At 65.5% G+C, this 25,079-nt stretch carries 22 protein-coding genes; 3 read left to right on the forward strand and 19 right to left on the reverse strand.

Translation table 11 applies throughout. From position 1 onward, the window contains the following. Positions 1 to 48 precede the first annotated feature (48 nt). The 4 genes from BIWAKO_RS18835 to BIWAKO_RS18850 form a co-directional block, all read right to left on the reverse strand. Complete coding sequence (locus BIWAKO_RS18835) at positions 49 to 1,221, reverse strand: alpha/beta fold hydrolase (RefSeq protein WP_069882612.1); 1,173 nt, start codon at positions 1,219 to 1,221, stop codon at positions 49 to 51. A 123-nt stretch (positions 1,222 to 1,344) separates the two neighbouring features. Beyond that, the gene (locus BIWAKO_RS18840; protein ID WP_084651570.1) at positions 1,345 to 1,890 is read right to left on the reverse strand and encodes a 2,4'-dihydroxyacetophenone dioxygenase family protein; all 546 of its coding nucleotides are present in this window, start codon (positions 1,888 to 1,890) and stop codon (positions 1,345 to 1,347) included. A 106-nt stretch (positions 1,891 to 1,996) separates the two neighbouring features. Continuing rightward, the gene (locus BIWAKO_RS18845) at positions 1,997 to 2,719 is read right to left on the reverse strand and encodes an SDR family NAD(P)-dependent oxidoreductase (RefSeq protein WP_069879960.1); all 723 of its coding nucleotides are present in this window, start codon (positions 2,717 to 2,719) and stop codon (positions 1,997 to 1,999) included. Positions 2,720 to 2,781: 62 nt separating this feature from the next. Next, positions 2,782 to 3,624 (reverse strand): hypothetical protein, encoded by an 843-nt coding sequence (locus BIWAKO_RS18850; RefSeq protein ID WP_069879961.1) that lies wholly within the window; start codon positions 3,622 to 3,624, stop codon positions 2,782 to 2,784. A 221-nt stretch (positions 3,625 to 3,845) separates the two neighbouring features. On the opposite strand from BIWAKO_RS18850, the gene BIWAKO_RS18855 reads away from it, so the two are divergent. Beyond that, positions 3,846 to 5,060: an NADP-dependent isocitrate dehydrogenase gene (locus tag BIWAKO_RS18855; protein WP_069879962.1), complete on the forward strand. Its 1,215-nt coding sequence runs from the start codon at positions 3,846 to 3,848 to the stop codon at positions 5,058 to 5,060. 310 nt (positions 5,061 to 5,370) lie between these two features. Here the strand turns inward: BIWAKO_RS18855 and BIWAKO_RS18860 are convergent, their stop codons facing one another. The 11 genes from BIWAKO_RS18860 to flgB form a co-directional block, all read right to left on the reverse strand. Then, a complete protein-coding gene (locus tag BIWAKO_RS18860) occupies positions 5,371 to 6,015 on the reverse strand; it encodes a hypothetical protein (protein ID WP_069879963.1) in 645 nt (214 codons plus the stop codon). Positions 6,016 to 6,042: 27 nt separating this feature from the next. After that, positions 6,043 to 8,685, reverse strand: a complete 2,643-nt coding sequence (gene alaS / locus BIWAKO_RS18865) for an alanine--tRNA ligase (RefSeq protein WP_069879964.1) — start codon at positions 8,683 to 8,685, stop codon at positions 6,043 to 6,045. Between the two features lie 179 nt (positions 8,686 to 8,864). After that, positions 8,865 to 9,911, reverse strand: a complete 1,047-nt coding sequence (gene recA, locus BIWAKO_RS18870) for a recombinase RecA (protein WP_141740149.1) — start codon at positions 9,909 to 9,911, stop codon at positions 8,865 to 8,867. A 166-nt stretch (positions 9,912 to 10,077) separates the two neighbouring features. Then, on the reverse strand, positions 10,078 to 10,557 hold the full coding sequence (locus BIWAKO_RS18875; protein WP_141740150.1) for a hypothetical protein: 480 nt from the start codon (positions 10,555 to 10,557) through the stop codon (positions 10,078 to 10,080). Positions 10,558 to 10,614: 57 nt separating this feature from the next. Next, positions 10,615 to 13,116, reverse strand: coding sequence for a cell cycle histidine kinase CckA (gene cckA, locus BIWAKO_RS18880; protein ID WP_069879966.1), 2,502 nt, complete (start codon positions 13,114 to 13,116; stop codon positions 10,615 to 10,617). 75 nt (positions 13,117 to 13,191) lie between these two features. Then, positions 13,192 to 14,259 (reverse strand): flagellar biosynthesis protein FlhB, encoded by a 1,068-nt coding sequence (gene flhB, locus BIWAKO_RS18885; protein WP_069879967.1) that lies wholly within the window; start codon positions 14,257 to 14,259, stop codon positions 13,192 to 13,194. A gap of 9 nt (positions 14,260 to 14,268) precedes the next feature. Beyond that, entirely contained in the window at positions 14,269 to 15,027 is a 759-nt protein-coding gene (fliR, locus tag BIWAKO_RS18890; protein ID WP_069882615.1) for a flagellar biosynthetic protein FliR, read from the reverse strand. 74 nt (positions 15,028 to 15,101) lie between these two features. After that, positions 15,102 to 15,368, reverse strand: a complete 267-nt coding sequence (gene fliQ, locus BIWAKO_RS18895) for a flagellar biosynthesis protein FliQ (protein ID WP_069879968.1) — start codon at positions 15,366 to 15,368, stop codon at positions 15,102 to 15,104. Positions 15,369 to 15,393: 25 nt separating this feature from the next. Continuing rightward, positions 15,394 to 15,720, reverse strand: a complete 327-nt coding sequence (gene fliE, locus BIWAKO_RS18900) for a flagellar hook-basal body complex protein FliE (protein ID WP_069879969.1) — start codon at positions 15,718 to 15,720, stop codon at positions 15,394 to 15,396. 29 nt (positions 15,721 to 15,749) lie between these two features. Further along, positions 15,750 to 16,160 carry a flagellar basal body rod protein FlgC gene (flgC, locus tag BIWAKO_RS18905; protein WP_043237671.1) on the reverse strand — a complete coding sequence of 137 codons (411 nt, stop codon included), beginning with the start codon at positions 16,158 to 16,160 and terminating at the stop codon, positions 15,750 to 15,752. Between the two features lie 27 nt (positions 16,161 to 16,187). Continuing rightward, entirely contained in the window at positions 16,188 to 16,589 is a 402-nt protein-coding gene (gene flgB / locus BIWAKO_RS18910; RefSeq protein ID WP_069879970.1) for a flagellar basal body rod protein FlgB, read from the reverse strand. A gap of 258 nt (positions 16,590 to 16,847) precedes the next feature. Between flgB and BIWAKO_RS18915 the strand changes: the two genes are divergently transcribed. Together BIWAKO_RS18915 and fliP are read left to right on the forward strand one after the other, a co-directional pair. After that, positions 16,848 to 18,179 carry a flagellar biosynthetic protein FliO gene (locus BIWAKO_RS18915; RefSeq protein ID WP_176733352.1) on the forward strand — a complete coding sequence of 444 codons (1,332 nt, stop codon included), beginning with the start codon at positions 16,848 to 16,850 and terminating at the stop codon, positions 18,177 to 18,179. 197 nt (positions 18,180 to 18,376) lie between these two features. Then, positions 18,377 to 19,078: a flagellar type III secretion system pore protein FliP gene (gene fliP, locus BIWAKO_RS18920; protein ID WP_069879972.1), complete on the forward strand. Its 702-nt coding sequence runs from the start codon at positions 18,377 to 18,379 to the stop codon at positions 19,076 to 19,078. 3 nt (positions 19,079 to 19,081) lie between these two features. Here fliP and BIWAKO_RS18925 read toward each other — a convergent pair whose 3' ends face one another. The 4 genes from BIWAKO_RS18925 to fliM all read right to left on the reverse strand — a co-directional run bounded on the left by BIWAKO_RS18925 (position 19,082) and on the right by fliM (position 25,070). Next, positions 19,082 to 22,513, reverse strand: a complete 3,432-nt coding sequence (locus BIWAKO_RS18925; protein ID WP_069879973.1) for a hypothetical protein — start codon at positions 22,511 to 22,513, stop codon at positions 19,082 to 19,084. Positions 22,514 to 22,627: 114 nt separating this feature from the next. Continuing rightward, positions 22,628 to 23,461, reverse strand: a complete 834-nt coding sequence (locus BIWAKO_RS18930; RefSeq protein WP_069879974.1) for a MotE family protein — start codon at positions 23,459 to 23,461, stop codon at positions 22,628 to 22,630. Beyond that, positions 23,458 to 23,916, reverse strand: coding sequence for a DUF6468 domain-containing protein (locus tag BIWAKO_RS18935; protein WP_069879975.1), 459 nt, complete (start codon positions 23,914 to 23,916; stop codon positions 23,458 to 23,460). Before BIWAKO_RS18935 ends, BIWAKO_RS18930 begins: the two co-directional genes overlap by 4 nt. Before the next feature lie 17 nt (positions 23,917 to 23,933). Next, positions 23,934 to 25,070: a flagellar motor switch protein FliM gene (gene fliM / locus BIWAKO_RS18940; protein ID WP_069879976.1), complete on the reverse strand. Its 1,137-nt coding sequence runs from the start codon at positions 25,068 to 25,070 to the stop codon at positions 23,934 to 23,936. Positions 25,071 to 25,079 lie beyond the last annotated feature (9 nt).

Genomic DNA, 25,079 nt, shown 5'->3' on the forward strand with positions numbered 1-25,079 from the left:
TGAACCTGCCGCCGGTCCGATCAGGACCGAGCGGTCGCGGCCAGGCCCTTACTGCGACGGGGCGCAAACGCTCGGCGGCGTCACGCCCTTGAAGCGCTGATCCATCCAGGCGATCGCCGCGTCGGCGCTGTCACGCGCAGCCAGGAGATGGCCGACGCCCGACAACGCATCGAATTGCACCGCGCTGCCGGCGCGACAGAGCTTGTCTGCGTAGTCGCGTGTCACCTGGGGCCGGACGAGCGTGTCGCTCGTGCCCTGCGCGATATAGACCGGGACGCTGCGCGGCAGGAGGCCGGGGGTATTGCGGCTGAGAAGCGAGCGCCAAGGCTGCTGCTCAGCAAAGGCGTTGTCGACGAGGAAGCGGCGCTCCAGCGCCTTGGTCGGGCGCAGCCTGCTGAAGATGTCCGTCAGGCTCTCCAAGCAATCTGCGGCCAACTGATCGACCACCGGGATCGCTTCCGAACTGACGATCTTGTTCAGGGGCGCCTTGTAGACACGCGTCCAGGACCACAAGGTCATTGCCGTCAGGTTCCGGCCGCCATCCGTGTCGATGTCGTCGGACAGCAATGTGGCGAGTTCGGTCGCGGGCGCTGCGGCGGCGACACCGACGAGGTCGAGTTCGGGCGCCAGGCGCTTCGCCAGGATACCGGTGAACAGCGCCGCGTGCCCCCCCTGCGAATGGCCCCAGACGGTGAAGCGCCGCCCGGCGGCGGCACTGGGGAGCTGGCCGGCTGCGCGCACCGAGTCGACTACGGAGCGGGCCGCGCTGGAGCCGACCAGATAGGGATGGACCCCCGCTGCGCCCAGGCCGGGATAGTCCGTCGCCGTGACGATGTAGCCACGCGCGAGCATCGAACGCAGGCCCTGAATGGATTGGAAGATGCCGCCGGAGCGCGACGGTCCGCATTGCGGCTGGACCCCGGTCGTCGGGTGCGCCCAGGCGACGACCGGGCGTCCCCCGGCCGGGCCGGGGCCGGGCGGGACGATCGCGACGCCGGATACCGCGATCGGCTGTCCATCGAGACCGACCGAGCGATAGAGCATCCGGTAGGCGCTGGCGCCGTCGGGCGTTCCGTTCAGAATCTCGGTCCGGATCAGTGTTCCGGGGCGCCCTCCGGCGATTTCGGCAGGCGTCGCCGTATAGAAGTCCGATTGCGCGTTGGCTGGCGAGAGGAGGCTGGCCGCCGACATCCACATCAGCAGGGCGAGGACGACACGCATGAACGGTTCTCCATAGGTGGCATAGGCTTCGGTCAATTTGACCGGAACTAGCCGAGAGCCCGTTTAGGATTCGTCCGTGCTGCCGAGCCGACACGTGTCGATCCGGCACGGAATCCTTGGTCGTCAGCGAATGAACTGGTCCGCGTAATCCGCTCCAAGCCCGTTGCCCGCGTAATGCGCGCGGCATTTGTCGAGGCGGGTGAAGACGTCGTCATAGCCCAGGCACTTGCCGTCGGGATCGACATAGATCATCGCGCCATTGACCTGGAACATGGTGATCATCTCTTCGACGTCAGGGTCGACGACGAGCGTGTGGGTCTCGCCCGGGGCCTCGTAGACATAGGCCCCCTCGGTCGCCACCCAGTCGTGTTCCAGGTAACGCCACTTTCCCTTGAGGACATAGCCATGCACGGGCAGGGGGTGGCGGTGGCGCGAGAGCACGCCGGCGCGGCGCACCTTCAGGAGGTTCATCCAGTAACCACGTGTCACGCAGAAGAGCAGTGGACGGAACCAGACATTGTCATCGACGGGCACCCAGACCCGCTCGTCGGTTGGAATGACATGGGGCACGATCAGTTCGGGTGGGGAATCCTTCGGCTGAGGGTGGCGATAGGGCGTCCAACGGTCCTCGGCGCTCGCTTCGACGGGCATGGGGTTCGGATTGGTCATGGCGTTTCCTGCCTGAGATCTTGCTTCAAGTCGTTGCCGGAGTGATTCCGGAAGCGGTTGCATGCCGTTGCCGTGTTTGGCGTTTTTCGTGTTGATGCGGATGGCGTCAGACGGCGAGATACCCGCCATCGACGGGCAGTATGGCACCTGTCACGAACCTGGCCGCATCCGAGAGCAGGAAGGCGATGGCGCCGCCGACATCGCTGGGTTCGCCCCAGCGACCCTGCGGTGTACGCGCCAGGATCGGCGCCGAACGGGCAGCATCCTCGACCAAAGGCCTGGTCAACTCGGTCGCGATCCAGCCGGGAGCGACGGCGTTGACGCGGATGCCTTCAGGTGCCCAGGCGGCCGCGAGCGACTTGGTGAGCTGGCCGATACCGCCCTTCGATGCGGCGTAGCCCGGGGCGAAGGGCGAGCCGTGGAAGGTCAGCATGGAGGCGATGTTGACGATCGCCCCGCCATTGGCGGCGAGCTTGTCCTTGGCCGCCACGCACATCCGCATCGAGCCCGTAAGGTTGACCTCGATCGTCAGGCGAAAGGCCTCGATCTCGAATTCCTTGCCGCCGCGCTGGATCATGCCGGCGCAGTTCACCAGCGCATCGATACGGGGGCAGAGCGCGACGATGGCCGCGACCTGATCATCTCTGGTCACATCCAGTCTGGCATGACGGATCGCGGGGTGAGGCGGGGACGCCGCGACCTCCTCATCGGTGAGGCCGGTGGCGATGACCTCGTAGCCGGCCTGAGCGAGCGAAAGCGCAGCGCCTGCGCCGATGCCGCGTGTACCGCCGGTTACGAGAGCGAATTTGGGAACGGGAGTGTCTGTCATGCCTCAAGGCTAGAGCGACCGGCGCGCTCACGGAAGGCCGGAAAAGGCAGGGCAGGGTCCCTTCATTCGAGGCTGTATTTCAGCCGCAGCAGGGCGGTGCCCCGCGTCTCGAACTGGCTCGCGACCAGCGGCATCTGACGTGCCAGTGCCAGATCCAGCGAGGCCTCCCAGGAGAGATCCGCCAGAGCTGCAAGATCGGCGCTCAACTTGACCTCCGGCACGAGTGTCGAGTGCGGGCCGCCGTCGGGAGCGAAGACATAGCTGCCGGCCATGGAGAGCTGTGAGCTCATGGTCAGATGCTGAAGGAGCTGGTGACGGAAACCGATCAGCAGATTGGCGTTCTGCTCGGGCTTTCCTGCCGTGCTGCTGCCGCCTCCCGTCGAGACCGTCCAGATGAAGCCCGGCCCCTTGTCGGCGACGGGCCGGGCCAATTTCCAATCGATGCGGGCGTCGCCGACCTGCTCGCGCCCGGGTGGTGCAATCAGCTTGGTCGAGATCGAAAAGGTGTCGGCGCCGAGCTGGAGGCCGACGCTGCGTTCGAGCGCGGAACCTGCCGGACCGCGCTGTGTCGAAAAGCCCTGGCGAATGACGCTGAGCGGGATTTCCCGGCGCAGCTGCCGGTTGGCTTTTGGCGGGGCGGGCCAGTTTGCGCGCGCGCTCAGAGCCGGATCGAACGGCACGGCGGCCAGATCGTCCTGCGCCTCTTGAGCCTGTGGTTCGACCGCGTCCTCAGGCTCCTCATGGATGAGGATCGGTTTGGGAATGGGGAAACGCGGGCTGTAGGCACCGTCGTCATTGGCTTTCGCCGCCCAGCTCGTGACGAGCAGGAGCGCAACTATGCCGGTCCGCGCCCCGATGGGCCGGCCAGCACGAATACTGCAGGGACGGTGATACAAGGTCGGCATTCTTCCTCGGCGGCGATCTGGAATCGAAGCTAGAACGGGAAGGTGCGGTTTTTGCGGCAGTGCAGCATGAGGCCGTGCAGCATCAGGCCTTGGGCTTCTCGGCCAAAAGCCGCGCTTCCCCAGTGGCACGTAACCCGCTAGGAAGCGCGCGGGCGGGCTGCGGAGCTATGGCTGCAGCCCGGAAACGTTCCAGACTGGCCAGCAGCAGGGGTCGATATCACATGAGCAAGATCAAGGTCGCCAATCCCGTCGTCGACATGGACGGCGACGAGATGACCCGCATCATCTGGCAGAAGATCAAGGACACGCTGATCTTCCCCTATCTCGACCTCGAGCTGGATTATTACGACCTGTCCGTCGAGAACCGCGACGCGACCAACGACCAGGTCACGATCGATGCCGCCAACGCCACCAAGAAGCATGGCGTCGCGGTGAAGTGCGCCACCATCACCCCGGACGAAGGCCGGGTGAAGGAGTTCAACCTCAAGCAGATGTGGAAGTCGCCGAACGGCACGATCCGCAACATTCTCGGCGGCGTGATCTTCCGCGAGCCGATCATCTGCAAGAACGTGCCGCGCCTCGTGCCGGGCTGGACGCAGCCGATCGTCATCGGCCGCCACGCCTATGGCGACCAGTACCGCGCCACCGATTTCAAGTTCCCCGGCAAGGGCACGCTCTCGATCAAGTTCGTCGGCGAAGATGGCGCCGTGATCGAGAAGGAGGTCTTCAAGGCTCCCGAGGCCGGCGTCGCCATGGCGATGTACAATCTCGACGAGTCGATCAGGGATTTCGCCCGCGCTTCGCTGAACTACGGCCTGATCCGCAAGTACCCGGTCTATCTCTCGACCAAGAACACCATCCTCAAGACCTATGACGGCCGCTTCAAGGATATCTTCGAGGAGATCTACCAGGCCGAGTTCAAGGCCGAATTCGATAAGCTCGGCATCACCTATGAGCACCGTCTGATCGACGACATGGTCGCCTCGGCGATGAAGTGGTCGGGCGGCTATGTCTGGGCCTGCAAGAACTACGATGGCGACGTGCAGTCCGACACCGTGGCTCAGGGTTTTGGTTCGCTCGGCCTGATGACCTCGGTGCTGATGACGCCGGATGGCAAGACCGTCGAGGCGGAAGCCGCCCACGGCACGGTGACGCGCCATTATCGCGAGCATCAGAAGGGTCGGGAGACCTCGACCAACTCGATCGCCTCGATCTTTGCCTGGACGCGTGGCCTCAGCCACCGCGCCAAGCTCGACAACAATGCCGAGCTCGCCAAGTTCGCGACGCTGCTCGAGAAGGTCACGGTCGACACTGTCGAGGCCGGCGACATGACCAAGGATCTGGCGCTGCTGGTCGGTCCCGACCAGAAGTTCCTCTCGACCACTGGTTTCCTCGAGAAGGTCAGCGAGAACATGCGCAAGGCGATGTCCGCCTGAGCCCAGCGATCCTGATTGAATGACTTGAAGCGCCCGGATCCCTATCCGGGCGCTTTTTGCTGTCGGGATCCAGGTGTATGCGACGACCCAGCGTGTCGTGCCTGCGTGGGACAACCGCTGGCGTGACGTCAGCGGGGTGATCTGCACATGCTGCTGCCGGCATCCGTGCTTGACGAGGGAATCCTGGCGGCTCGGTTGGACGGGCTCTGCGGGATGACCGGCAAACTCACTGTGGAGCCGTCTCGTTCGGAGAGCTCCGCGCTATCGAGAACTTCGATCGCGATACCTGGGCATGTGCCCGGGATGATCGCTACTCGATCGTGAGGCGGCGGCGAGCGAGGATACGCTGGCCGCTCAGCGGTGCGTTCATGACATAGCGAAGTTCATAGCTGCCCGGCTTGTCCGGTGCTTCCAGCAGCGCTTCGACATTCTCAGCCGGAAAGAAGGACGGGCCTGCCGCGTCCACGGCTGCGTCGGGCGCCGTGATGACGACGCGATCACGCTCACCATTGGGTCCGATTCCGCGAACCGGGATGCTTGTCCTGGCCTTGGCCCGGTCGGGCGCCGACAAGGTCGCCGAAGGGGGCGTGGTTGCCAGGGGCTGCCTGGCCAGGATTTCGGGCTTGCCGGAATCCTGGCGAACGAGGCGGAGTTCATAGCTGCCGGGCTCGCCGGGCGCCGTGATCGCGGTTGCGGACACGGCGCCGAGGATGACCGAGACGATGGCCGATTCAGCAGGATCGCCGGGGCGCGCGATGGCGAGCTGTGATTGTGCCGGCGCCTTGCTGGCGAACACCGTCAACATGGAGCCGGCCATCGCGCTACGCGAGGCCGACAGGGTTGGCTGGACGGGCTGGGCCGGTGCGGCAGGGCGGGGGCGCACCTGCTGGGCAAAGCCCGAGGTGCTCGCTGCCACCAGGGCAAGAGCAATGGTGGCGGCGAGACGATACTGCACCCCGTCTTCTCCGTCGTCCGAACCCGGTCAGTTCATCGCGGCTGCGACGGCGTCGAGCGCAGCCTGCGCCTTGGAGCCGTCCGGACCACCGGCCTGCGCCATGTCGCGGCGCCCGCCACCCCCCTTGCCGCCGAGCTGCTCGGACGCGGCGCGCACCAGCGCCACCGCGTCGAAGCGCGAGGTCAGATCCTCGGTCACACCGACGACGACCCCGGCCTTGCCGTCTTCCGCGACGCCGACAATGGCGACGACGCCCGAGCCGACGCGGGACTTGGCTTCGTCGGCGAGGCTCTTCAGATCCTTCATCTCGACGCCGGTGACGGCGCGGGCCAGGAGCTTGGCGCCGGAGATTTCGAGGATCGGATCTTCGGCGCTGCCGCCGCCACCCATGGCGAGCTTCTTGCGCGCCTCGGTGAGTTCGCGGTCGAGCTTGCGGCGCTCCTCGACCAGGGCGGCGAGGCGTGCCTCGGCTTCGGCCGCCGGAACCTTGAGCAGGCTGGCGAGGTCGCGCAGACGCCTGGCATCGGTGTTGAGCTGACGCCGGGCTTCCGTGCCGGTCACCGCCTCGAGACGGCGCACGCCAGCTGCCACCGCGCTTTCGCCGGCGATGCTGACGATGCCGATATCGCCGGTGCGCGAAACATGGGTGCCGCCGCAGAGCTCGACCGAGAAGGCCTTGCCGGCCTCGGTCGTCCCCATCGAGACGACACGGACCTCATCGCCGTATTTTTCACCGAACAAGGCGCGGGCACCCGAAGCGATGGCTTCGTCGACGCTCATCAGATGGGTCGCCACCGGCTCGTTCCGCAGCACCGCTGCGTTGGCGATATCCTCGACCTGAGCGAGCTCGGCCTCGGAGATCGGCTTGGGGTGCGAGAAGTCGAAGCGCAGCCGCTCGGGCGAGACCAGCGAGCCCTTCTGGGCGACATGATCGCCAAGGACGAGCCGGAGCGCCTCATGCAGCAGGTGGGTTGCGGAGTGGTTGGCGCGAATCGTGGCTCGGCGCGCATGATCGACTGTAAGCTCAGCCGGTGCGCCGAGCTTGATTTCGCCCGAAGTGACCTTGACCGCGTGGGCGAAGATATCGCCGAGCTTCTTCTGCACATCCGAAACCTGTGCGGCGAAGCCCGCCCCGGTGATCGCGCCGGTATCACCGACCTGGCCGCCGGACTCGCCATAGAATGGGGTCTGGTTGAGCACGACGAATCCGGTCTCGCCGGCCTTCAGGCTCTCGACCTCCGCATTGTCGCGGATCAGCCCGGTGACGACGCCCTCGGCCGTCTCGGTATCGTAGCCGAGGAATTCGGTGGCGCCGACGCGGTCACGCAGCGGGAACCAGAGCTTTTCCGTCGCAGCCTCGCCGGTGCCGGACCAAGCGGCGCGCGCCTTCGCCTTCTGCTGCTGCATCGCCGCGTCGAACCCGTCGAGATCGACGCCGATATCGCGGGCGCGGAGCGCATCCTGGGTCAGGTCGAGCGGGAAGCCATAGGTGTCATAAAGCGTGAAGGCGACGTCGCCCTTCAGCTTCTGGCCGGCGCCGAGATCCTTGGCGGCGTCGTCGAGGATCGAGAGGCCGCGCGCCAGCGTGGTGCGGAAACGGGTCTCCTCGAGCTTCAGCGTCTCGGTGATCAGGGCCTCGGCACGCAGCAGTTCGGGATAGGCCTGGCCCATTTCGCGGGTCAGGACCGGCACGAGCCGGTGAAGCAACGGCTCCTTGGCACCGAGCAGCTGGGCATGGCGCATGCCGCGACGCATGATGCGGCGCAGGACGTAGCCGCGGCCTTCGTTCGAGGGCAGAACACCGTCGGCGATCAGGAAGGCAGAGCAGCGCAGGTGGTCGGCGATGACACGGTGGCTCGCCTTCATCGGTCCGTCGGACGAGACCGATGTCATGTCCGCGATGGCGCGGATCAGGGTCGCAAACAGGTCGATCTCGTAATTGTCATGCGTGCCCTGGAGCACCGCGGCTACGCGCTCCAGCCCCATGCCGGTATCGATCGAGGGACGCGGCAGATTGGTGCGGATGCCGCCGGCAGCCTCCTCATACTGCATGAACACGAGATTCCAGATCTCGATGAAGCGATCGCCGTCCTCATCGGGCGAGCCGGGAGGGCCGCCCGGGATATGGTCGCCATGGTCGTAGAAGATCTCGGAGCAGGGGCCGCAGGGGCCGGTGTCGCCCATTCGCCAGAAATTGTCCGAGGTCGGAATCCGGATGATTTTCGAATCCGAAAGTCCGGCGATCTTCTTCCAGAGCGCGTGCGCCTCGTCATCCTCGGAATAGACCGTGACGGTCAGCTTTTCCTTCGGCAGGCCGAATTCGCGCGTGACCAGCGTCCAGGCGTGGGTGATCGCCTGCTCCTTGAAGTAGTCGCCGAAGGAGAAATTCCCCAGCATCTCGAAGAAGGTGTGGTGGCGCGCGGTGTAGCCGACATTGTCGAGGTCATTGTGCTTGCCGCCGGCACGCACGCATTTCTGCGCTGACGTGGCGCGCTGGTAGGAGCGCTTTTCCTGTCCGGTGAAGACGTTCTTGAACTGCACCATGCCCGAATTGGCGAACATCAGCGTCGGGTCGTTGCGTGGCACGAGCGGGCTCGATGGCACCACCTCATGGCCGTTCGCCTTGAAGTAATCGAGGAAGGTGGACCTGATTTCGTTGACGCCGCTCATCGCAATTCAAACTCTGCTTCAGGATGGTGGCCGGGCGGGCCTGCTGGTTGGGATCGGTTCTAGTCAGCGGCTTTGCGCCTGTCCAGAAATCCCGTGACAAGGCCTTGGCGCATAAAAGAAACGGGCGGCCCCGAAGGGCCGCCCGGCGAAAATACTCTGCCGCTGGCGCGGAATGGGGCTCAGGCCTGGCCCTCGTCGAGATCATCGTCGGTCGGTGTCGCCTCATCGAGGATGCGATCGGCGACGAGGCCGGAATTCTGCCGGATCGTGGCTTCGATGCGCGCTGCGACGTCAGGATTGGCCTTGAGGAAGGATTTTGCGTTCTCGCGACCCTGGCCGAGGCGCTGGCTGTCGAAGGAGAACCAGGCGCCGGCCTTCTCGACCATGCCGGCCTTGACGCCGAGGTCGATCAGCTCGCCGACCTTCGAGATGCCCTCGCCGAACATGATGTCGAACTCGACCTGCTTGAAGGGCGGCGCCACCTTGTTCTTGACGACCTTGACCCGGACCTGGTTGCCGGTGGCCTCGTCGCGCTCCTTCAGCGTCGAGACGCGGCGAATGTCGAGGCGCACGGAGGCATAGAATTTCAGGGCGTTGCCGCCGGTCGTGGTTTCGGGCGAGCCATACATCACGCCAATCTTCATGCGGATCTGGTTGATGAAGATGACCATGCAGTTCGAGCGCGAGATCGACGCCGTGAGCTTGCGCAAGGCCTGGCTCATCAGGCGTGCCTGGAGGCCGGGCTGAACATCGCCCATCTCGCCTTCGATCTCGGCGCGGGGCGTGAGGGCCGCAACGGAGTCGACCACCAGCACGTCGATGGCGCCGGAGCGAACCAGGGTGTCGGTGATCTCAAGCGCCTGCTCGCCGGTATCGGGCTGCGAGATCAGAAGATCATCGAGATTGACGCCCAGCTTGCGGGCATAGACCGGGTCGAGCGCGTGCTCGGCATCGACGAAGGCGCAGACGCCGCCCTTCTTCTGAGCTTCAGCAATGGTGTGGAGCGCAAGCGTGGTCTTGCCGGAGGATTCTGGTCCGTAGATCTCGATGACGCGGCCCCTGGGGAGCCCGCCGACGCCGAGCGCGATATCGAGCCCGAGCGAACCGGTCGAGATGGTCTCGATCTCGATCGCCTGCTGGTTCTTGCCCAGGCGCATGATCGAGCCCTTGCCGAAAGCCCGTTCGATCTGCGAGAGCGCCGCATCGAGCGCCTTGGCCTTGTCCATCGAAGAGCCTTCCACGAGCCGGAGATTTGCCTGATTCACAACGTGCGCTCCTTATGGCAGGGGCGCGATCACTTCTCAATGTGCGCCGTGAGCAAATATGGTCACGGTTTGTTCCTGTCTTCAAGTTCTTTTTTTGTTCTCATTCGTCGCCTCTCCGCAGGGCTGTTCAAACCCGGCTGTCGCCTTTCGCCTGCATGGCCCGGATCTGCATCGCGTTGCCGAGCCGCTCGAGCTCCAGCGTGTAGCAGTAGAGCGCGAAGATGACGGCGATGAGGAGCGCCCCGCGCCAGCTCAGATCGAGATAGCCAAGATCGAGCTCCGGGACGTGCCGCAGATAGTAGAGCGAGAACAGAGCGCCGCCGAAGATGAAGCCGATCCTGGCTGCGAAGGAGACGAAGTGGCCGATCACCAGGCCGCCATAGGTGGCGGGGATGGTCACATGGCGCAGGCGCCACCAGTAGCAGGCTTGGCCGATCAGGACCGCGAGCGCGGTCTGCAACGCGCTGCCGAGAGGGGCAGTCATAACCGTTCCGATATTGTGGATCAGCAGGAGGAAAATGCCCCGCACATTGGCGAGCACGATGATCGCACACAGGGTCTGGACGAGAAGCAGGATCAGATATCTGCGTGAGTTCCCGTCTGACACCGCGCTGCCCGCTTGGTTCGTGGACGCCGCGCCTGGCTGCCCGCGCAGCCTTGCGGCTCAGCTCATAGCGGCCTTCACTGTCTCGACCAGCTGCTTCATCGTGAAGGGCTTGGGCAGGAAGTGGAATTGCTCGCCTTCCGGCAGGTTCTTGCGGAAGGCCTCTTCTGCGTAGCCGGAGACGAAGACGACCTTGGTGGCCGGGTTGCGCTGACGCAGCTCGCCAAGCAGGGTAGGGCCGTCCATCTCGGGCATGACCACGTCGGAGACGACGAGATCGATCTTGCCGTCATGCTCGAGGAAGATATCGAGGGCCTCCACGCCCGAGGCCGCTTCGTGCACGGTATAGCCGCGCGAGATCAGCATGCGGGCATTGAGCGCGCGCACCGCGTCCTCGTCTTCGACCAGCAGGATGACGCCGGCGCCGGTATGATCGGCTGCGACCTTCTTGGGTGCTTCCTTGGCGGCGTTGTCGGCGGCGATCTCCTCTTCCGTCGGCACGTGACGTGGCAGGAAGATGCGGAAGGTCGTGCCCTTGCCGAGGGTCGAATCGACGAAGACGAAGCCACCGGTCTGCTTGACGATGCCATAGACCATGGAAAGGCCGAGGCCCGTGCCCTTGCCGACCTCCTTGGTGGTGAAGAAGGGCTCGAAGATCTTGTCGAGATGTTCGGCCGGGATGCCGGTGCCGCTGTCTTCGACTTCGAGCATGACATAGTCCGCGGTGGGCAGGGCCTGATGGCCGAAACCGGCGCATTCCTCCGCTGCGACGTTGCGCGTGCGGACCTGCAGCTTGCCGCCGTCCTGCATGGCATCGCGCGCATTGACCGCGAGATTGACGATGACCTGTTCGAGCTGACCGAGATCGGCCTTGACCGACCAGAGGTCGCGACCCTGGCGAATGTCGAGCGAGACCTTGTCGGCGACGACGCGCTTCAGCATCAACGAGAGATCGGAGAGCACATCGCCGAGCTCGAGCACTTGTGGCCGCAAGGTCTGCCGTCGCGAGAAGGCGAGCAACTGCCGGACAAGCGAAGCGGCCCGGTAGGCGTTCTGCTTGATCTGCATGATGTCCGGGAAGGACGGGTCGGTCGGCTTGTGGCTGGCGAGCAGGAACTCGGACGCGTTGATGATGACCTGGAGCACGTTGTTGAAATCGTGCGCGATGCCGCCGGCGAGCTGGCCGACAGCCTGCATCTTCTGGGCCTGGTCGATATTGTCCTTGAGCTTACGCTCGGAGGTGGTCTCCAGCGCATAGACGATGGCGCGCTCACCATCGCTGTCCTCGGTCGCTGCGACCGGAGAGAGATAGAGTTTGGCGGAGCGTCCGTCCTCGCCCGAGATATTGGCATCGAGCGGGGCGATATCGCTGCTGCCCGCCATGGTCGCCGCGAGCGCCTCGTCAAGACTGCCTGGCGAGACAAGATCCTGAATCGTGGCGGGCTGGCGGCCCTGCTGCGTCAGCCGGGTGAAGGCGGCGTTGGAGCGCAGGATCGCGCCGTTGCGGTCAACGGTCGCTATCGCCATCGGCGTCGAGTGGAAGAAGCGGGCAAAGCGCACTTCGGCATCGCTGCGCCCGTCGGACCCGGCTTCGCCGGTTGTCCGGTTGAGCACGAGCGTGCGCGAGGGGCCAGCGCGGCTGTCGCTGCCGAAGGCGACCTGATGATGCAGCCTGACCGGCAGGGTCGTGCCATTACGCCGGCGCAGATCGACATCGAGGACCTCGACGCGGACATCGCCCGGCTGCCCGCGGATGGCCTGGATCAGGGCAGCCGCGTTCGAGGTCGCGATGTCGTCGAGATGCAGTCCGCCCGAGCCGAAGCGGGCGAGGTCATAGTCGAGCCAGCCCGAGAGCGTGGCATTGAGATAGGGCACCTCACCATCGGCGTCGATCGAGAGGAAGCCGGCCGGCGCATGATCGAGATAGTCGATCGCGTGCTGGAGTTCCTGGAAGGCGTTCTCCTGACGCTCACGCTCGGGCGTCACGTCGGAGACGCTCCAGAGCATGGCCGCCTTGCCCTCGCGGCGCACAGGCGAAACCCGGATTCGATACCAGCCGACCGTGTCGCGACCATTGAGGGCGGGCTCGAGCCGGACTTCCTCCGCCAGTCGGCGGCCTTCGCGCGCGGCGGTCGCCAAACGGTAGATCGCTTCCGAGACCTCCGGGCGGCCGGTGAACAGGCGCTCGACCGGCTTGATGTCGCTGGCTCCGCGCGCTCCGGCAAGCGCCAGATAGGTTTCGTTGGCGTAGACGATGCGGTTCTCGCCCTCGGTGACGACGACGCCGTCATCGGCGCTGTCGACGATGGCCTTGGTCAGGTCGTTGCGCGCTGCGCGGCCCGAAAATTGAACAAGGCCGATGGAAAAGGCAAAGAGGCCGAAGACACCGATCACTGAAAGCAAGGCCAGCAGGCCCAGGATCAGCGGCTGCGCCCATTCATTGGCGATGAAGCCGAGCGCGATCGCGGCTCCGACGAGCAAGCCGGCGACAAGCAGGATCAGGCCGATACGGCCTGGCTTGTCGGAGCGATCGATCGCGGTTGTCGCCGTGGTTCCGCTCATGCGGCTGGTCCGTCCCGTTTCACGCCTCCTCGCCGCCAGCGAGAGGCTTAGCGCGCAGGTCGCGCAGATTGCGAGTTAGGCGCGCCTACCCTTCAGGCGCAAGACGTAACCGATGACTTCGGCGACGGCCTGATAATGTTCGACAGGAATTTCTTCGTCGATATCGACCGTCGCATAGAGCGCGCGGGCCAGCGGCGGGTTCTCGACGATCGGCACGCGATGCTCGCCCGCGACCTCGCGGATCTTCAGGGCAAGCGCGTCGACGCCCTTGGCGAGGCAGAGCGGCGCGCCCATGCCCTGTTCGTATTGCAGCGCGACGGCGAAGTGGGTCGGGTTGGTGATGATCACGGTCGCCTTGGGCACCGCGGCCATCATGCGTTTCCTGACCCGCTGCGCGCGGATCTGCCGCAGCTTCGCCTTGACCTCGGGATTACCTTCGGAGTTCTTGAACTCCTCCTTGAGCTCCTGCTTGGTCATGCGCTGACGCTGGTACCAGCTGAAGCGCTGATAGACGAAGTCGCCGATCGCGATCACCGCAAAGAGCGCGAGCACGCTTACCATTAGCTTGATCGTCAACGACAGCGTCGCCGGCAGCATCGCGGCGACGCTCATCTGCGCGAAGCTCTCGAGCCGGTCGTGCTCCTTCCAGAGTGTCAGGCCGACGGCGGTGCCGATCAGCAGGATCTTGGCGAGGCCCTTGGCGAAATTGACCCAGGCCTCCTTGCCAAAGATCCGCTTGGCCCCCGCCATCAGCGAGATCCGGCTGAATTTCGGCATCAGCGGCTCGAAGGTCCAGAGCGGCTTGTGCTGGATCAACGCACCGGCAAGCCCGGCGCAGAGGATGAAGGCGAAGGGCAGGCCGAGCGCCATGAAGCCCGTCATCACGCCCTGCCTGGTGACGTTGAAGAAGGCCTCGCCGCTGGAGGGCACCTGATGCGCGTTCATCAGGAAGGAGCGCAGGGAAAGCGCTGCGCTGCTCGCCGACCAGCCGGCTCCGACGAGCAGCGCCAGCGTGAAACCGCAAAGGACGAAGAAGGTGCCAATCTCCTGCGAGCGGGCGATGTCGCCCTTCTCGATCGCCTGGTCCAGCTTTCGCTGGGTCGGGTCTTCTGTTCTGTCCTCGTTGTCGGCGTCCTCTGACATCGCCGCTCCTCAGTTGCCGGTGAACTGGCGAAGGAAGTTGCCGAGATCCTCGAGGAAGACGCCCATCATCACGCCGACGACGGCGAGCAGCACGAGCATGCCGCCGAGGATCGAGGCAGGCACGGCGAGGAAGAAGACCTGAAGCTGCGGCATCATCCGCGCCAGCACGCCGAGCCCGAGATTGAAGAGCAGACCGAAGACGATGAAGGGCGCGGAAATCTGAACGGCGAGGGCGAAGCCCTGCGTCGCTGCACGGATCGCCAGGGTCATCATGTCTCCGACATCCGGAAAGCCGCCGGGCGGCAAGAGCCGGTAGCTTTCATGAATCGCCGCGATGGCGACGTGATGGAGGTCGGTGACCAGGATCAGCGTGATGCCGAGCATCGTCAGAAAGTTGCCGATCGACGGGTTCTGCATGCCTCCGGTCGGATCGACCGTCATCGCGAAACCCAGGCCCATGGTCTGGGCCACGATCGCACCGGCGCTCTGCAGGCAGGCCATCACAAGGCGCACGCTGAGCCCGATGGTCAATCCGATCAGGAGTTCGCTGATGAGAAGGCCGACCAGCGCGGGCATGTCGCCGGGTGGGGTGATGATCGTGCGCGCCATGGGGACGATCATCAATGCGATGAAGAAGGCCAGCGAAAGTCGCGCGCGTGAGAAGATGAAGCGTTCGCCGATGCCGGGCATCAGCATCACGAGGGTGCCGACACGCGCGAAGACGAGCACGAAGAGCGCGCCGATCTCGGGCAGGATCGCGATCTGCATCGTGCCGGCAGGGCCCTTGCGCCACTCGGGACGCCACTGCGGCAGCCCCAGAGCCGGTCGCGGCAGCGAAAGGTTCATTCGCCCGTGGCGATTCGGACGGCGACCCGCCCCATATAACCTGCAAGCGCATCGCCCATGAACGGCAGAAACAGCATCATGGCGGCAAAGACCGCAACGATCTTGGGGACGAAGATCAGGGTCTGCTCCTGAATCTGCGTCAGGGCCTGTACGAGCGAGACGGCGAGGCCGACGCCGAGCGCGACCATCATCAGCGGGCCGCCGGCTTTGAGGAAGACGACGATGCCGTCGCGCGCGACGTCGAGGATGGCGCCTGAGGTCATGGTTACGTCCTGATCGAGCCGGGAATCAGACCGGCATCCGCATGATTTCCTCATACGCTGCAATCACGCGGTCGCGAACCGCAACCAGCGTTTCGATCGCGGCCTCGCTTTCCGCGACGGCCGTGACGACATCGACGATATCGGAGCGGCCGGCGGCCACGCTCGCGGTCTGGATGTCGCCCTTTCGACCGGCATCGGCGGTTGCTTCCAGCGCCTTGCCGATTAGCGAGGAGAAATCCGGCATGCCCGCGCTGGCGCCGGCGGCCGCACCGAGCGGCTTGCGCATCAGGTTGCCGGCGCCGAGACCCTGCGTCGAGGCGTAAGCGCCGGCGGCGAAGCTGGATGTGGCCATGGTGCGAGGTTCCGTTCCGCTGGCGCCGATCAGACGCGCAGGATGTCGATGGTGCGCTGGATCATCCGGCGCGTGGAGGAGATCAGGTTGAGATTGGCCTCGTAGCTGCGCTGTGCCTCGCGCATGTCCATGGTCTCGACCAGCGAGTTCACGTTCGGCATGCTGACATTGCCGGTGGCGTCGGCTGCGGGGTTGCCGGGCTCGAATTTCGTCCGGAAGGCGCTCTGGTCGCGCTGGACGCGGCCGAGATCGACGACCTGGGCTTCGAGTTCACGGTCGACCCGCCGCTGGAACGTCGGAATCTTGCGGCGGTAGGGATCGACGCCGGCGCGATCCGGTCCCGAATCGGCGTTGGCCAGGTTCTCGGCGATGATCCGCATGCGGCCGGACTGGCTGCGCAGGCCCGACGTCGCCACTGCGATGCTCTTGAGAAGATCCATGAGGCTTCTGCTCCTGCGTCCGCTGCCTTAGCGGCCCTTGCCGATCGCGATCTTCATCAGCCCGAGGCCCTTGCTGTAGAGCGAGGCGGCGAGCTGATAGTCGGACTGGTTCTGGGCCACCTTCATCATCTCGTCCTCGAGATTGACGCCGTTGCCGTTGGGAGTGACCTCGAATCGGGGTGCCTTGGCGGTGTCGAATCCATTGCGCTGTCCGGAGGGGCCCATATGCCCGGCAGAAGTCTGTGCCAGCGAGACGCCGGACGAAGCCGTGCCGATGGCCGGCGCCTTGAGATCCATCGGGCGAAATCCGGGGCTGTCGGCGTTGGCGACATTCTCGGACAGCACTTTTTGCCGGGACTGGTGCCAATGCATACGCGTCTTCAGCGCCTGCATCAGGTTGCCACCATTGCCTAAAGCATTGCCAGACATGGAGTTCGTCCCGTTTTCTTAGGGGATGGCCGTGATCGGAGCCGCCGAGCGATTCCGTCCTGACAGTCGATCCACTGGGAAAATATTGCCGGGTGCTTGGTTAATTTCGCGTTAAGATCCGCGAATCCGGTGAACCAAATTAACCAAGTGCTAACCCTGTTTCCCGAAATTGCGGGCGTTATGCTATAGCCAACGTGTTGAACCTTGGGTGGAATTGCGGTCCGCCAAGGGCTGTCGCCGTCGCACATGAGGCAAACCTTGCAGACGTTGTTTGGCTTCGAACTCTCGACCGGCCTCCGCTGGATCATTGCATTCGCTATCGTCCTGATTTTGGTGGCGCTCTTCGCCTTCCTGCTGCGGCGCATCACCGGCGGCCGACTGAGGATAGGAGGGCAGGGCGGTGGCCGCGCCCGGCAACCTCGCCTCGGGGTAGTCGATATCCATGACCTCGACCGGCAGCGACAGCTCGTGCTGATCCGGCGCGACAATGTCGAGCATCTGGTGATGATCGGCGGCGCGTCCGACGTGGTGGTCGAGACCAATATCGTACGCGGCAGCAGCAGCGGACGGATTGCGGTACCGGCGCAGGCCGAGGCCCCGGTCTTTGAACGCCCTCTGGCGATCGACCCGGCGCTCGGTTTCGAGGCTCTTCGTGCCGATCTGCAGGAGGAAACGCGTCGCGCCTCTCCGCCGCCGCCGCCGCAGCCGGCCGCCCCGCTGCCGGACACCCTGCCACCGTTGCCGCATCGTACCCCTGCGCCTGTTTCGCACGTCGAACCGGCTGTGGCACCGGCAGGCGCTGCAGCAGCTGGCATGGCCGGCCTCGCGGCAGGAGCTGCGATCGTGGCCTCGCAGGCTCCGAATTTCGGGCGCAACCAGGCCCCCGCGCCAAGCGTGAGCTCCGATGAGCTTGACGATATGGCCCGTCAGCTCGAGGAGGCGCTGAAGCGTCCGCATTCGGCTGTCCGGTCATCCCAGGCGCCGGCGATCCCGGTTCCGGACGTCGTTTTGCCGGTGACGCCGCCTGCGCCGGTCAAGCCTGAAGAGCCGAAGCCCGCAGCAGCCGCGCCGGTTCTCGCTCCGGTTCCGACTGCCCCTCCGCCGGTCTTCGGGCGGCCCGTCGGCGTGCCGCCCGATGTCGCTGCCGAGCTCGAAATGGCCCTGGGCCTGAAGCCCAAGCCCTCGGACGTGGTGACGCCGCCGGTGCCTGCCGTCGAGCCGAAGCCCGCTCCCTTCCGTGAGCCTCCCGAAGCTGCCAAGCTGCCTGAGCCCGCACCGGTCATGCATCCCGCACCGACATCGGCGGAGCATGGGGAGAGGCTTTCGGCAAAGGACGAGGAAGACGCTCTGGAGGTCAGCGAGGACGAGGCCGATACAGAGGCCGAGGCGGAGGCAGCTGAGTCCGAGGCAGCAGAGTCCGGGGCCGAGGTCGAGCCAGGCCCTGAGCCGTCCTCTGTTCCCGCCCCCGAGGAGCCGAAGGCCGAATCGAAGCGGGAGGAGAAGCCCATCCAGATCGATCCGTTCTCGGTCGATGCGATCGAAGCCGAGTTCGCGCGACTGCTGGGGCGCGATCCGAAGTCTAAGTCCTGACCGGACGGGCGTGATCAACAGGATTGTCGGGCTGCGACGATCCTGATGCCGCCGGCTTGGTTGCCCTGGCGGACATGGGCACCCTAGCGTCGTCTCGCCCGATCGTTTGAGTCGGGCTCTGATGGCGGCTTTGCGTGATCCTGACCCTGACGGATGCGAGATGGCGTCGCGGTTGCCGCGTCGCGTGTGCCGGCACGATGGTCGCGCTTGCGCTCTGCGAGCCGGCTCGGGCGCAAACGCTTTCGCTTGATCTCGGGCAGGGTGGGGGCGTCGCCGAACGGGCGCTGCAACTCATCGCCGTCATCACGGTGCTCTCCCTGGCTCCGTCGATCCTGATCATGGTGACGTCGTTCACGCGGATCGCGGTCGTGCTGTCCCTGCTGCGCTCGGCCATCGGCACGCAGACAGCGCCTCCCAACGCCGTGATCGTCGGGCTGGCGCTGTTTCTCACCGGCTTCGTGATGGCGCCGACATTGCGCGAAGCCTATCGCGTCGCGGTCGAGCCGCTGGTTGCCGGGCAGATCCAGCCCCAGGAGGCCTATAACCGCGGTGTCGTGCCCTTCAAGACGTTCATGCTCAAGCATGTACGCGAGAAGGACCTGATGCTGTTCATCGAGATGTCGCGGGAGCCACGCCCGACGCAGCCGGAGGATATCCAGATCCAGATCCTGGTGCCGGCGTTCATGATCTCGGAGCTGCGCCGGGCCTTCGAAATTGGCTTCCTGCTGTTCGTGCCATTCCTGATCATCGATCTCGTCGTGGCCTCGATCCTGATGTCCGTCGGCATGATGATGTTGCCGCCGGTGACCGTCGCCCTGCCGTTCAAGCTGATCTTCTTCGTCCTGGTGGACGGCTGGGGCCTCGTCACGGGATCGCTGATCAAGAGTTACGGGACGTAGCGGTCAACCGCGGCCAGGTGCTGCGCCCGGGCTCGCCTCGGCGCCGGTCGAGCTGGGCGGCGTCGCCTGGTCAGGCTCGGGTTTGGGCCGGCTGCGGACCGAGGTCGAATAGGCCGGATAGCGCTCGCGATAGGCCCGCATGAACTCCGACAGGTTGTCGGCACCGGAAACGGCGCGCGCCATCTCGCGGATATCGGCGGCATTGGCCCGGTTGGCCCCGGTCATGAAAGCGAAGGTGCGGGCATCCGTGCTCTCGGCCATCTTGGCGGCGAATTTGGTGCGCAGCCGGTCGAGCGACAGGGCCTCGTTCGACATCACATAGGAGACCGCGGCGCGCATCACGTCGGCGCGCTCGCGTTCGTTCAGCGGCGTGTTGCCCCGCCAGCTTTCGCCCAGAATGCGTTCATGCGCTTCTCCGGCCTCGCGCCAGCGGCGTCCCGTCCAGTAGATATCCGAGCGCAGGCGGTCGACTTCCGGACCCCGTTCGATTTCGAGCATTTCGAGCGCCTGATCGGTGCGCGAGAGATCGGAGAGGGCCTTCGCCTCGAGCAGGAGCCGCGCCCGCTTGACGTCTCCCGGCAGCTCGATCAGTCGGGTCGAGGAGATCGCTTGCAGCGCTTCGGCTGGCTTGCCGTTCATCAGCGCGATCATCGCAAGGCGTGCAGCCATCGTCGACCGCGCAGCGCCGGTCAGGCGGGCCTGCATCTGATAGCGCAGGATCTCGCTCGCCTGGTCGAGCAGGTCGAGTTCCACCAGCCGATCGGCGAGAAGGCGGGCGATTTCGTCGCCGCGTCGGCCGATCGGCAGGAATTCCTTGAAGTCGTAGAACAGGGCCAGCGCCTCGATGCGCGGCAATTGCTCCTGCGCTGCGTCGCGATTGCTGAAGATCTCGGCGAAGCGCTGGGCCGTTTCGTCGTGAAGGCGGCGCGTCAGCGGATTGTCAGGGTAGTTGTTGTTGGCGCGGCGCGCGATCTGGAAGGCGTCGCGCCACCGGTGCTGCGCGGTGTAGAGTCGGCCGAGTTCGGACAAGGCCTCGATCTCGATCTCGCCGCCGCGCCAGATGATCGACACCGTCTCGAGCCTGCGGGTCGCCTCACCAGGCGAAATGTCCTGGCGGTTCTCGGTCTGCACCAGCCGGATGGCACGCAGTTGCGCTTCTGCTGCGACCGGCCTGCTGGCGGCCTCGAATAGCGGCTTGTAGCCGTTCAGCGCGGCCTCCGGGCGACCGCTGACATCATCGAGCATGGCGCGAAGGAGTGCGAGCTCCTCCTGGTCCACAAGATCGCGCGGCAATTCCGAGAGCCGCTCGATCTGGCGCTCGGCCGTCGTCATGTCCTGCATGGCCATGGCTGCGCGTGCCATCGCCGGGCGGAACTGCACCTGCAGATCATCCGGGTAGCCGTCGAGCGTCGCCTCGGCGCGCCGGAAACCGGCAAGCGCCTGGGCCTGGCGCCCCAGCCTCTGTTCGATCAATGCGCGCCAGAGCCCCGCCTCGGCATCTTCCTTGAGCGGGCCGGCCTCGAAGGAAGCGAGAGCTTCGGGGTTACGGTGCATCTTCGCCGCGATCACACCCTTCAGGAACAGAGCCTCGCGATTGCCGCGCATGGCGGCATCGTCGGCCAGCATCGCCTGGAGAGGCCCCGCGGCCTCCGGCATCAACCCGTTTGCGGCATAGAAGCGGGCGAGAGCCAGCCGCGCTTCGGATTTGCGGCTGCGCGAGGCGTCGGCGACATCGCGCAGTAGGTCACGGGCACGTTCACGGACGGCTGCAACGCGCAGGTTCGCCCAGAGCTCCGGGTTGAGCAGGGGCGGGGGCGCGGCGACCGGCGTTTTCGTCTTGTCTTCCTCGCTCTGCGGAAGATCGAGGGTGACGGTCAGGCCGCCGGCGCGCCCGATCAGCGCTTGCTCGGTGCCGGCGCGGACGACGATGTCGTCGGAGCGCGGCATGATGGCGAGGCCATGGGCGGTCTGCATCAACCCGAACTCGACGAAGCGATAGGGCTTGGTCACGGCCCGCGTGGGTCCCAGTGCGGTTGCGACAGCCATGGGCATGCCCGCGGCCCCACCCTCGATCCAGTGCACGCCGGTCATGCCGGGCAGGGGGATAGCGAGGATCGTCTGGCCGCGCTCATCGACCGTGCGCGCAGGGGCGACAGGGTTCGTCGGCTTGCCTGCCTGCTCACCGAAGCCGAGTGTCCAGCCGGTGCCGTCATCGCTGAAGCGTACCAACTGCTGGTTGGACAGGCGCAGCCGGACCAGCGTGGCTTTGCCTTCGCGGGTGACAACGGTTTCCTCGATCAGTTCCGGAAGCATCTGCCGAAAGCTCGCGGGGTCGATCGTGTCGCGGGTGTCGAAGACGAGGGTCACCAGGCCGGCATCGACGAAGGCCGCAGCCCCGGTCGGGCGCGGGAAACGGAAATCGATGCGAGTGCCATCCGGCCCCGCCGATGACTGGATCTTTACGAGCTGAGGGGTCGGGTCGATGGCCGGCGCGGCGGGTTCCGCGGCTGGCTTGGCGACTGGAGAAGCTTGCTGCGGTACCGGTGCCTCGCTTGCGGCCGCCGGCTTGACGGCAGGGGCGGGGGGCTTGTCTGGCTGATCCGTGGCATTCGCCTGGAGGCCGGCCAGGCTGGGCACGCCCGCCTTGGCCGGCGGCAGCAGATCGACGACGAGGCGGTCGTCATCGCGGAAGCTGCGGACCTGCCAGTCCTTGGGCAGGGAAAGATCGAGCTGGGTATTCTCCGCACCGGCCTCGGTCGAGACGAGCCCGACCCGTTCCGGCAGGGCCGACCGGATCGCGGAGGGTTCCACCGTAAGTGATTGGTCGAAGGTGAGCCTGAGCGTGCCATCGACAAGCTCATGCGCCAGTTTGGTATCGGCGGGCGCCTGGAAGATCAGGCGCTCGAGTGTCGGCAGCTTGGCGCTGTTCAGCAGGAGAGGCTTGGGCGCAGGTGGTGGACGGCGGTCGATCTCGCGAGCGCGGGCCTCTGCCAACCGGACGCGCTCGGCCAGAGCGGCGATGACCTCGGGCGGAGGTCCGGGCATCACGCCCTTCCAGGTTTCCGGCAGCAGGTCGATGAAAGCCTTGTCGCCAGCCTCGATCAGATTCGCCTTGTAGGGGCGGGCGAGGGCAAAGCGCATGCCGCGACCGTCGGGGTCGATCCGCGCGATCGAGACATAGTCCGGGAGTTCCTTGGCGATCTTGTTGACGTCGATCTTCACGGGGCCGCCGAAGGCAACGACCAGGACGCCATTGGCGACCCGGACGCGCACAGGCATCGGCTCGTCGAAAGTCAGCGACAGGCGCCCGAAGCCGGGCGGCATGGCGGCACCCTGCAAGGTCGCCGTGGCGGCGAGCGCGGGCATGGACAGGCTGGCGGCAACGCCAAGCGCGGCCAGTCCGACACCAAAGGCAAGAGAACGCGGGAAACGCAAACCGGTACACTCACGCAACGCGACACCAGTGCCCGGCACGGCCGCAAGACGGCAGCCCGAGCGCTATCGACGGTAAGGCGTCAAGGATAATGGCGCGTTAAGGACGCGGGAGGGTCAGCGTCGCTGCGGCAGCGCGACGGCGGGCAGCTCGTTGCCCGGCAGAGGGGCTGCTTCGGCGGCGAGACGCGGGAGGCTGGGCGCGCGTGCCGGGGTCGCCAAGGCAACGGTGAGCTTCTCCGCGGCATCCGGGGACATTGCAGCGAGCACATCCGACATCTTGCGCGGGTTCATCTGCTGGACCACGGGAACCAGCACGCTGAGGTTCAGACGATCGAAGACCTTCGCGGCGTCCTTCGGCTTCATGGTCTCGTACATGATGACGAGGTTCTTGATCGCCTTGCTCTCTTCCTCTGCCTGCTTGGCCTTGGGGGCGTCGACCTTGTCCTCGAGCTGCTTCAGGTCGCCGACGCGGCCGTCGAGCTTCTTCTCCGCCGTGTCGAGCAGGCGCTCGCGCATCTCCAATTCGCGCATGCGCGCCTCGATCTCCTCGCGCCGCTCGCCGAGGCGCTCCAATATCGCGCGCTCGGCAGGCGAGGTGGTCCTGGCGGTGCCATTGAGGACATCGGCCTTGTTGTTCGGGTTGGCCGCGCGTGCAGCCTCGGCCTTCGCCTCTTCCTCCGGCTTGGCCTTGGGCTTCTCGATCGTGCCGGTGGTTTCGGGGTCGAGGAACGTATCGGGGGCGTGTGCGCGGGCGATGACCTTGGCGAGACCCCAGACTTCGGGTTCCGTCTTGAGAGGCTGTGCGGCAGGTTGGGTCTTCGCAAGCGCCTGCGCGCTGGCAGGCCCCCTGGCGGGATAAGGCTCCGACGTCCAGGCGATCAGCTTCAACGCCAGGAGGCCCATGGCGCCGAGGATCACTGCCGGGATGAGGCGGGGCCTCTCGATCACGCCGCCTGACCTTCCAGCCGCTTGGCGGCACGGGCGCGGATCGCCGCGGCGGCGTGCGCGGCATTCGTCAGGCGCGACACGGTCGGTTCTTCGGCAATCTCGGGCACGGCATCTGCGGTTTTGGGCGCAACCAGCGTGGCGGCACTGACGATCTGGGTGATGCGATCCATGACGTCCTGACCGGCTTCGACCTGGGCCGCGAGATCGGCTGCATAGCGCTCGGCCGTACGCAGTCGTTCGGCCAGCGTCCGGTCGCAGTCGCCAAGCGTCAGTTTCAGGCCGGCGATGGCGCGCTCGGCCGTGTCGGTGGCGGAAATCAGGGCGCCGATGGTCTGTCGCATCGCGCCTTCATCCGCCTTGAGCCGTTCGATTCGCTTGGACAGGACATAGCAGGTGATGATGGTCGCGACGAGGAGGCTGGCGACCAGCGCATCGGCGATGAGGGTAATCGTCATGGCGTTGTCCCCGGGCGTCAGATCGGCGAGCCGAGATGGCTGGTGGCGCTGTCGAAGGCTGCGATCGTGGTCTTGGAGCGGCGTAGCGGGCTGACGACCTGGACGGCGATCTTGTCGTCGACGCGCCCGATGCGACCTTCGCTGACCATGAAGTCGCCGCAGCGCAGCGAAACCACCGAATCCGGGCGCGCGTCGAACATCAACGTGTCGCCGATCTCGAGCTTCATCACGCGCTTCAGCGGCATCTGGGTTTCGTGGAGCACGCATTTCACGGCGACGTCAGTCTGCCAGACCTCGGTTGCGAGGTGGTTTTCCCAGATCGGGTCGCGGCCGAGCTTCTCACCCATGAAGCTCTCGAGGAGCAGTTCACGGATCGGCTCGATCGTCGCATAAGGCAGGAGGATGTGCAGCGAGCCGCCGCGCCCTTCCATGTCGAAGCGCAGTTCGACCCGGATCGCTGCGTTGGCCGGGCGCGAGATCGAGACGAAGCGCGGATTGGATTCGATCCGGTCGACCTTGAAATTCACCGGCGAGAGCGGCTGGAATGCCGCTTCGGCATCGCTCAGGACGAGCGCGATCACCCGTTTCAGCAGATTGAATTCGATCGACGTGAAGGGACGCCCGTCGACCCGCGGGGCAGGCTGCCCACGCTTGCCGCCGAGCATCGTGTCCAGCACCGAGTAGATCAGCGAAGACTCGATCGTGATCAGGCCGAAATTGTCCCATTCCTCTGCCTTGAAGACCGAGAGCATGGCGGGCAGAGAGATCGAGTTGATGTAGTCGCCGAAACGGACGGAGCGGATGCTCTCCAGGGAGACCTCGACGTTGTCGGTGAAGAAGTTACGCAAGCTGGTCGAGAGCAACCGAACCAGACGCTCGAAGATGATTTCGAGCATCGGCAGGCGTTCATAGGATACCGAGCCGGATTCAACGATCGCCTGGATGCCGTTGCGGCTATCCTTGTCGTCTCCGGCGGAGAAACCGAGCATCGTGTCGATTTCGTCTTGGCTCATCAGGCGGTCGGTACCGCCTTCGGCCTCGCCTTCCTCCTCGACGGTGTCCGGCATGGTGGCCCATTCCGCCGCCATGTTCTCGGGCGTCAGCGGCTGGTCCTTGGGAAGGCCGCCGGTCTGTTCGAGTTCGCTATTGGCCATAGGACGCTC

The sequence above is a fragment of the Bosea sp. BIWAKO-01 genome (genome assembly GCF_001748145.1).
Taxonomy (GTDB): Bacteria; Pseudomonadota; Alphaproteobacteria; order Rhizobiales; family Beijerinckiaceae; genus Allobosea.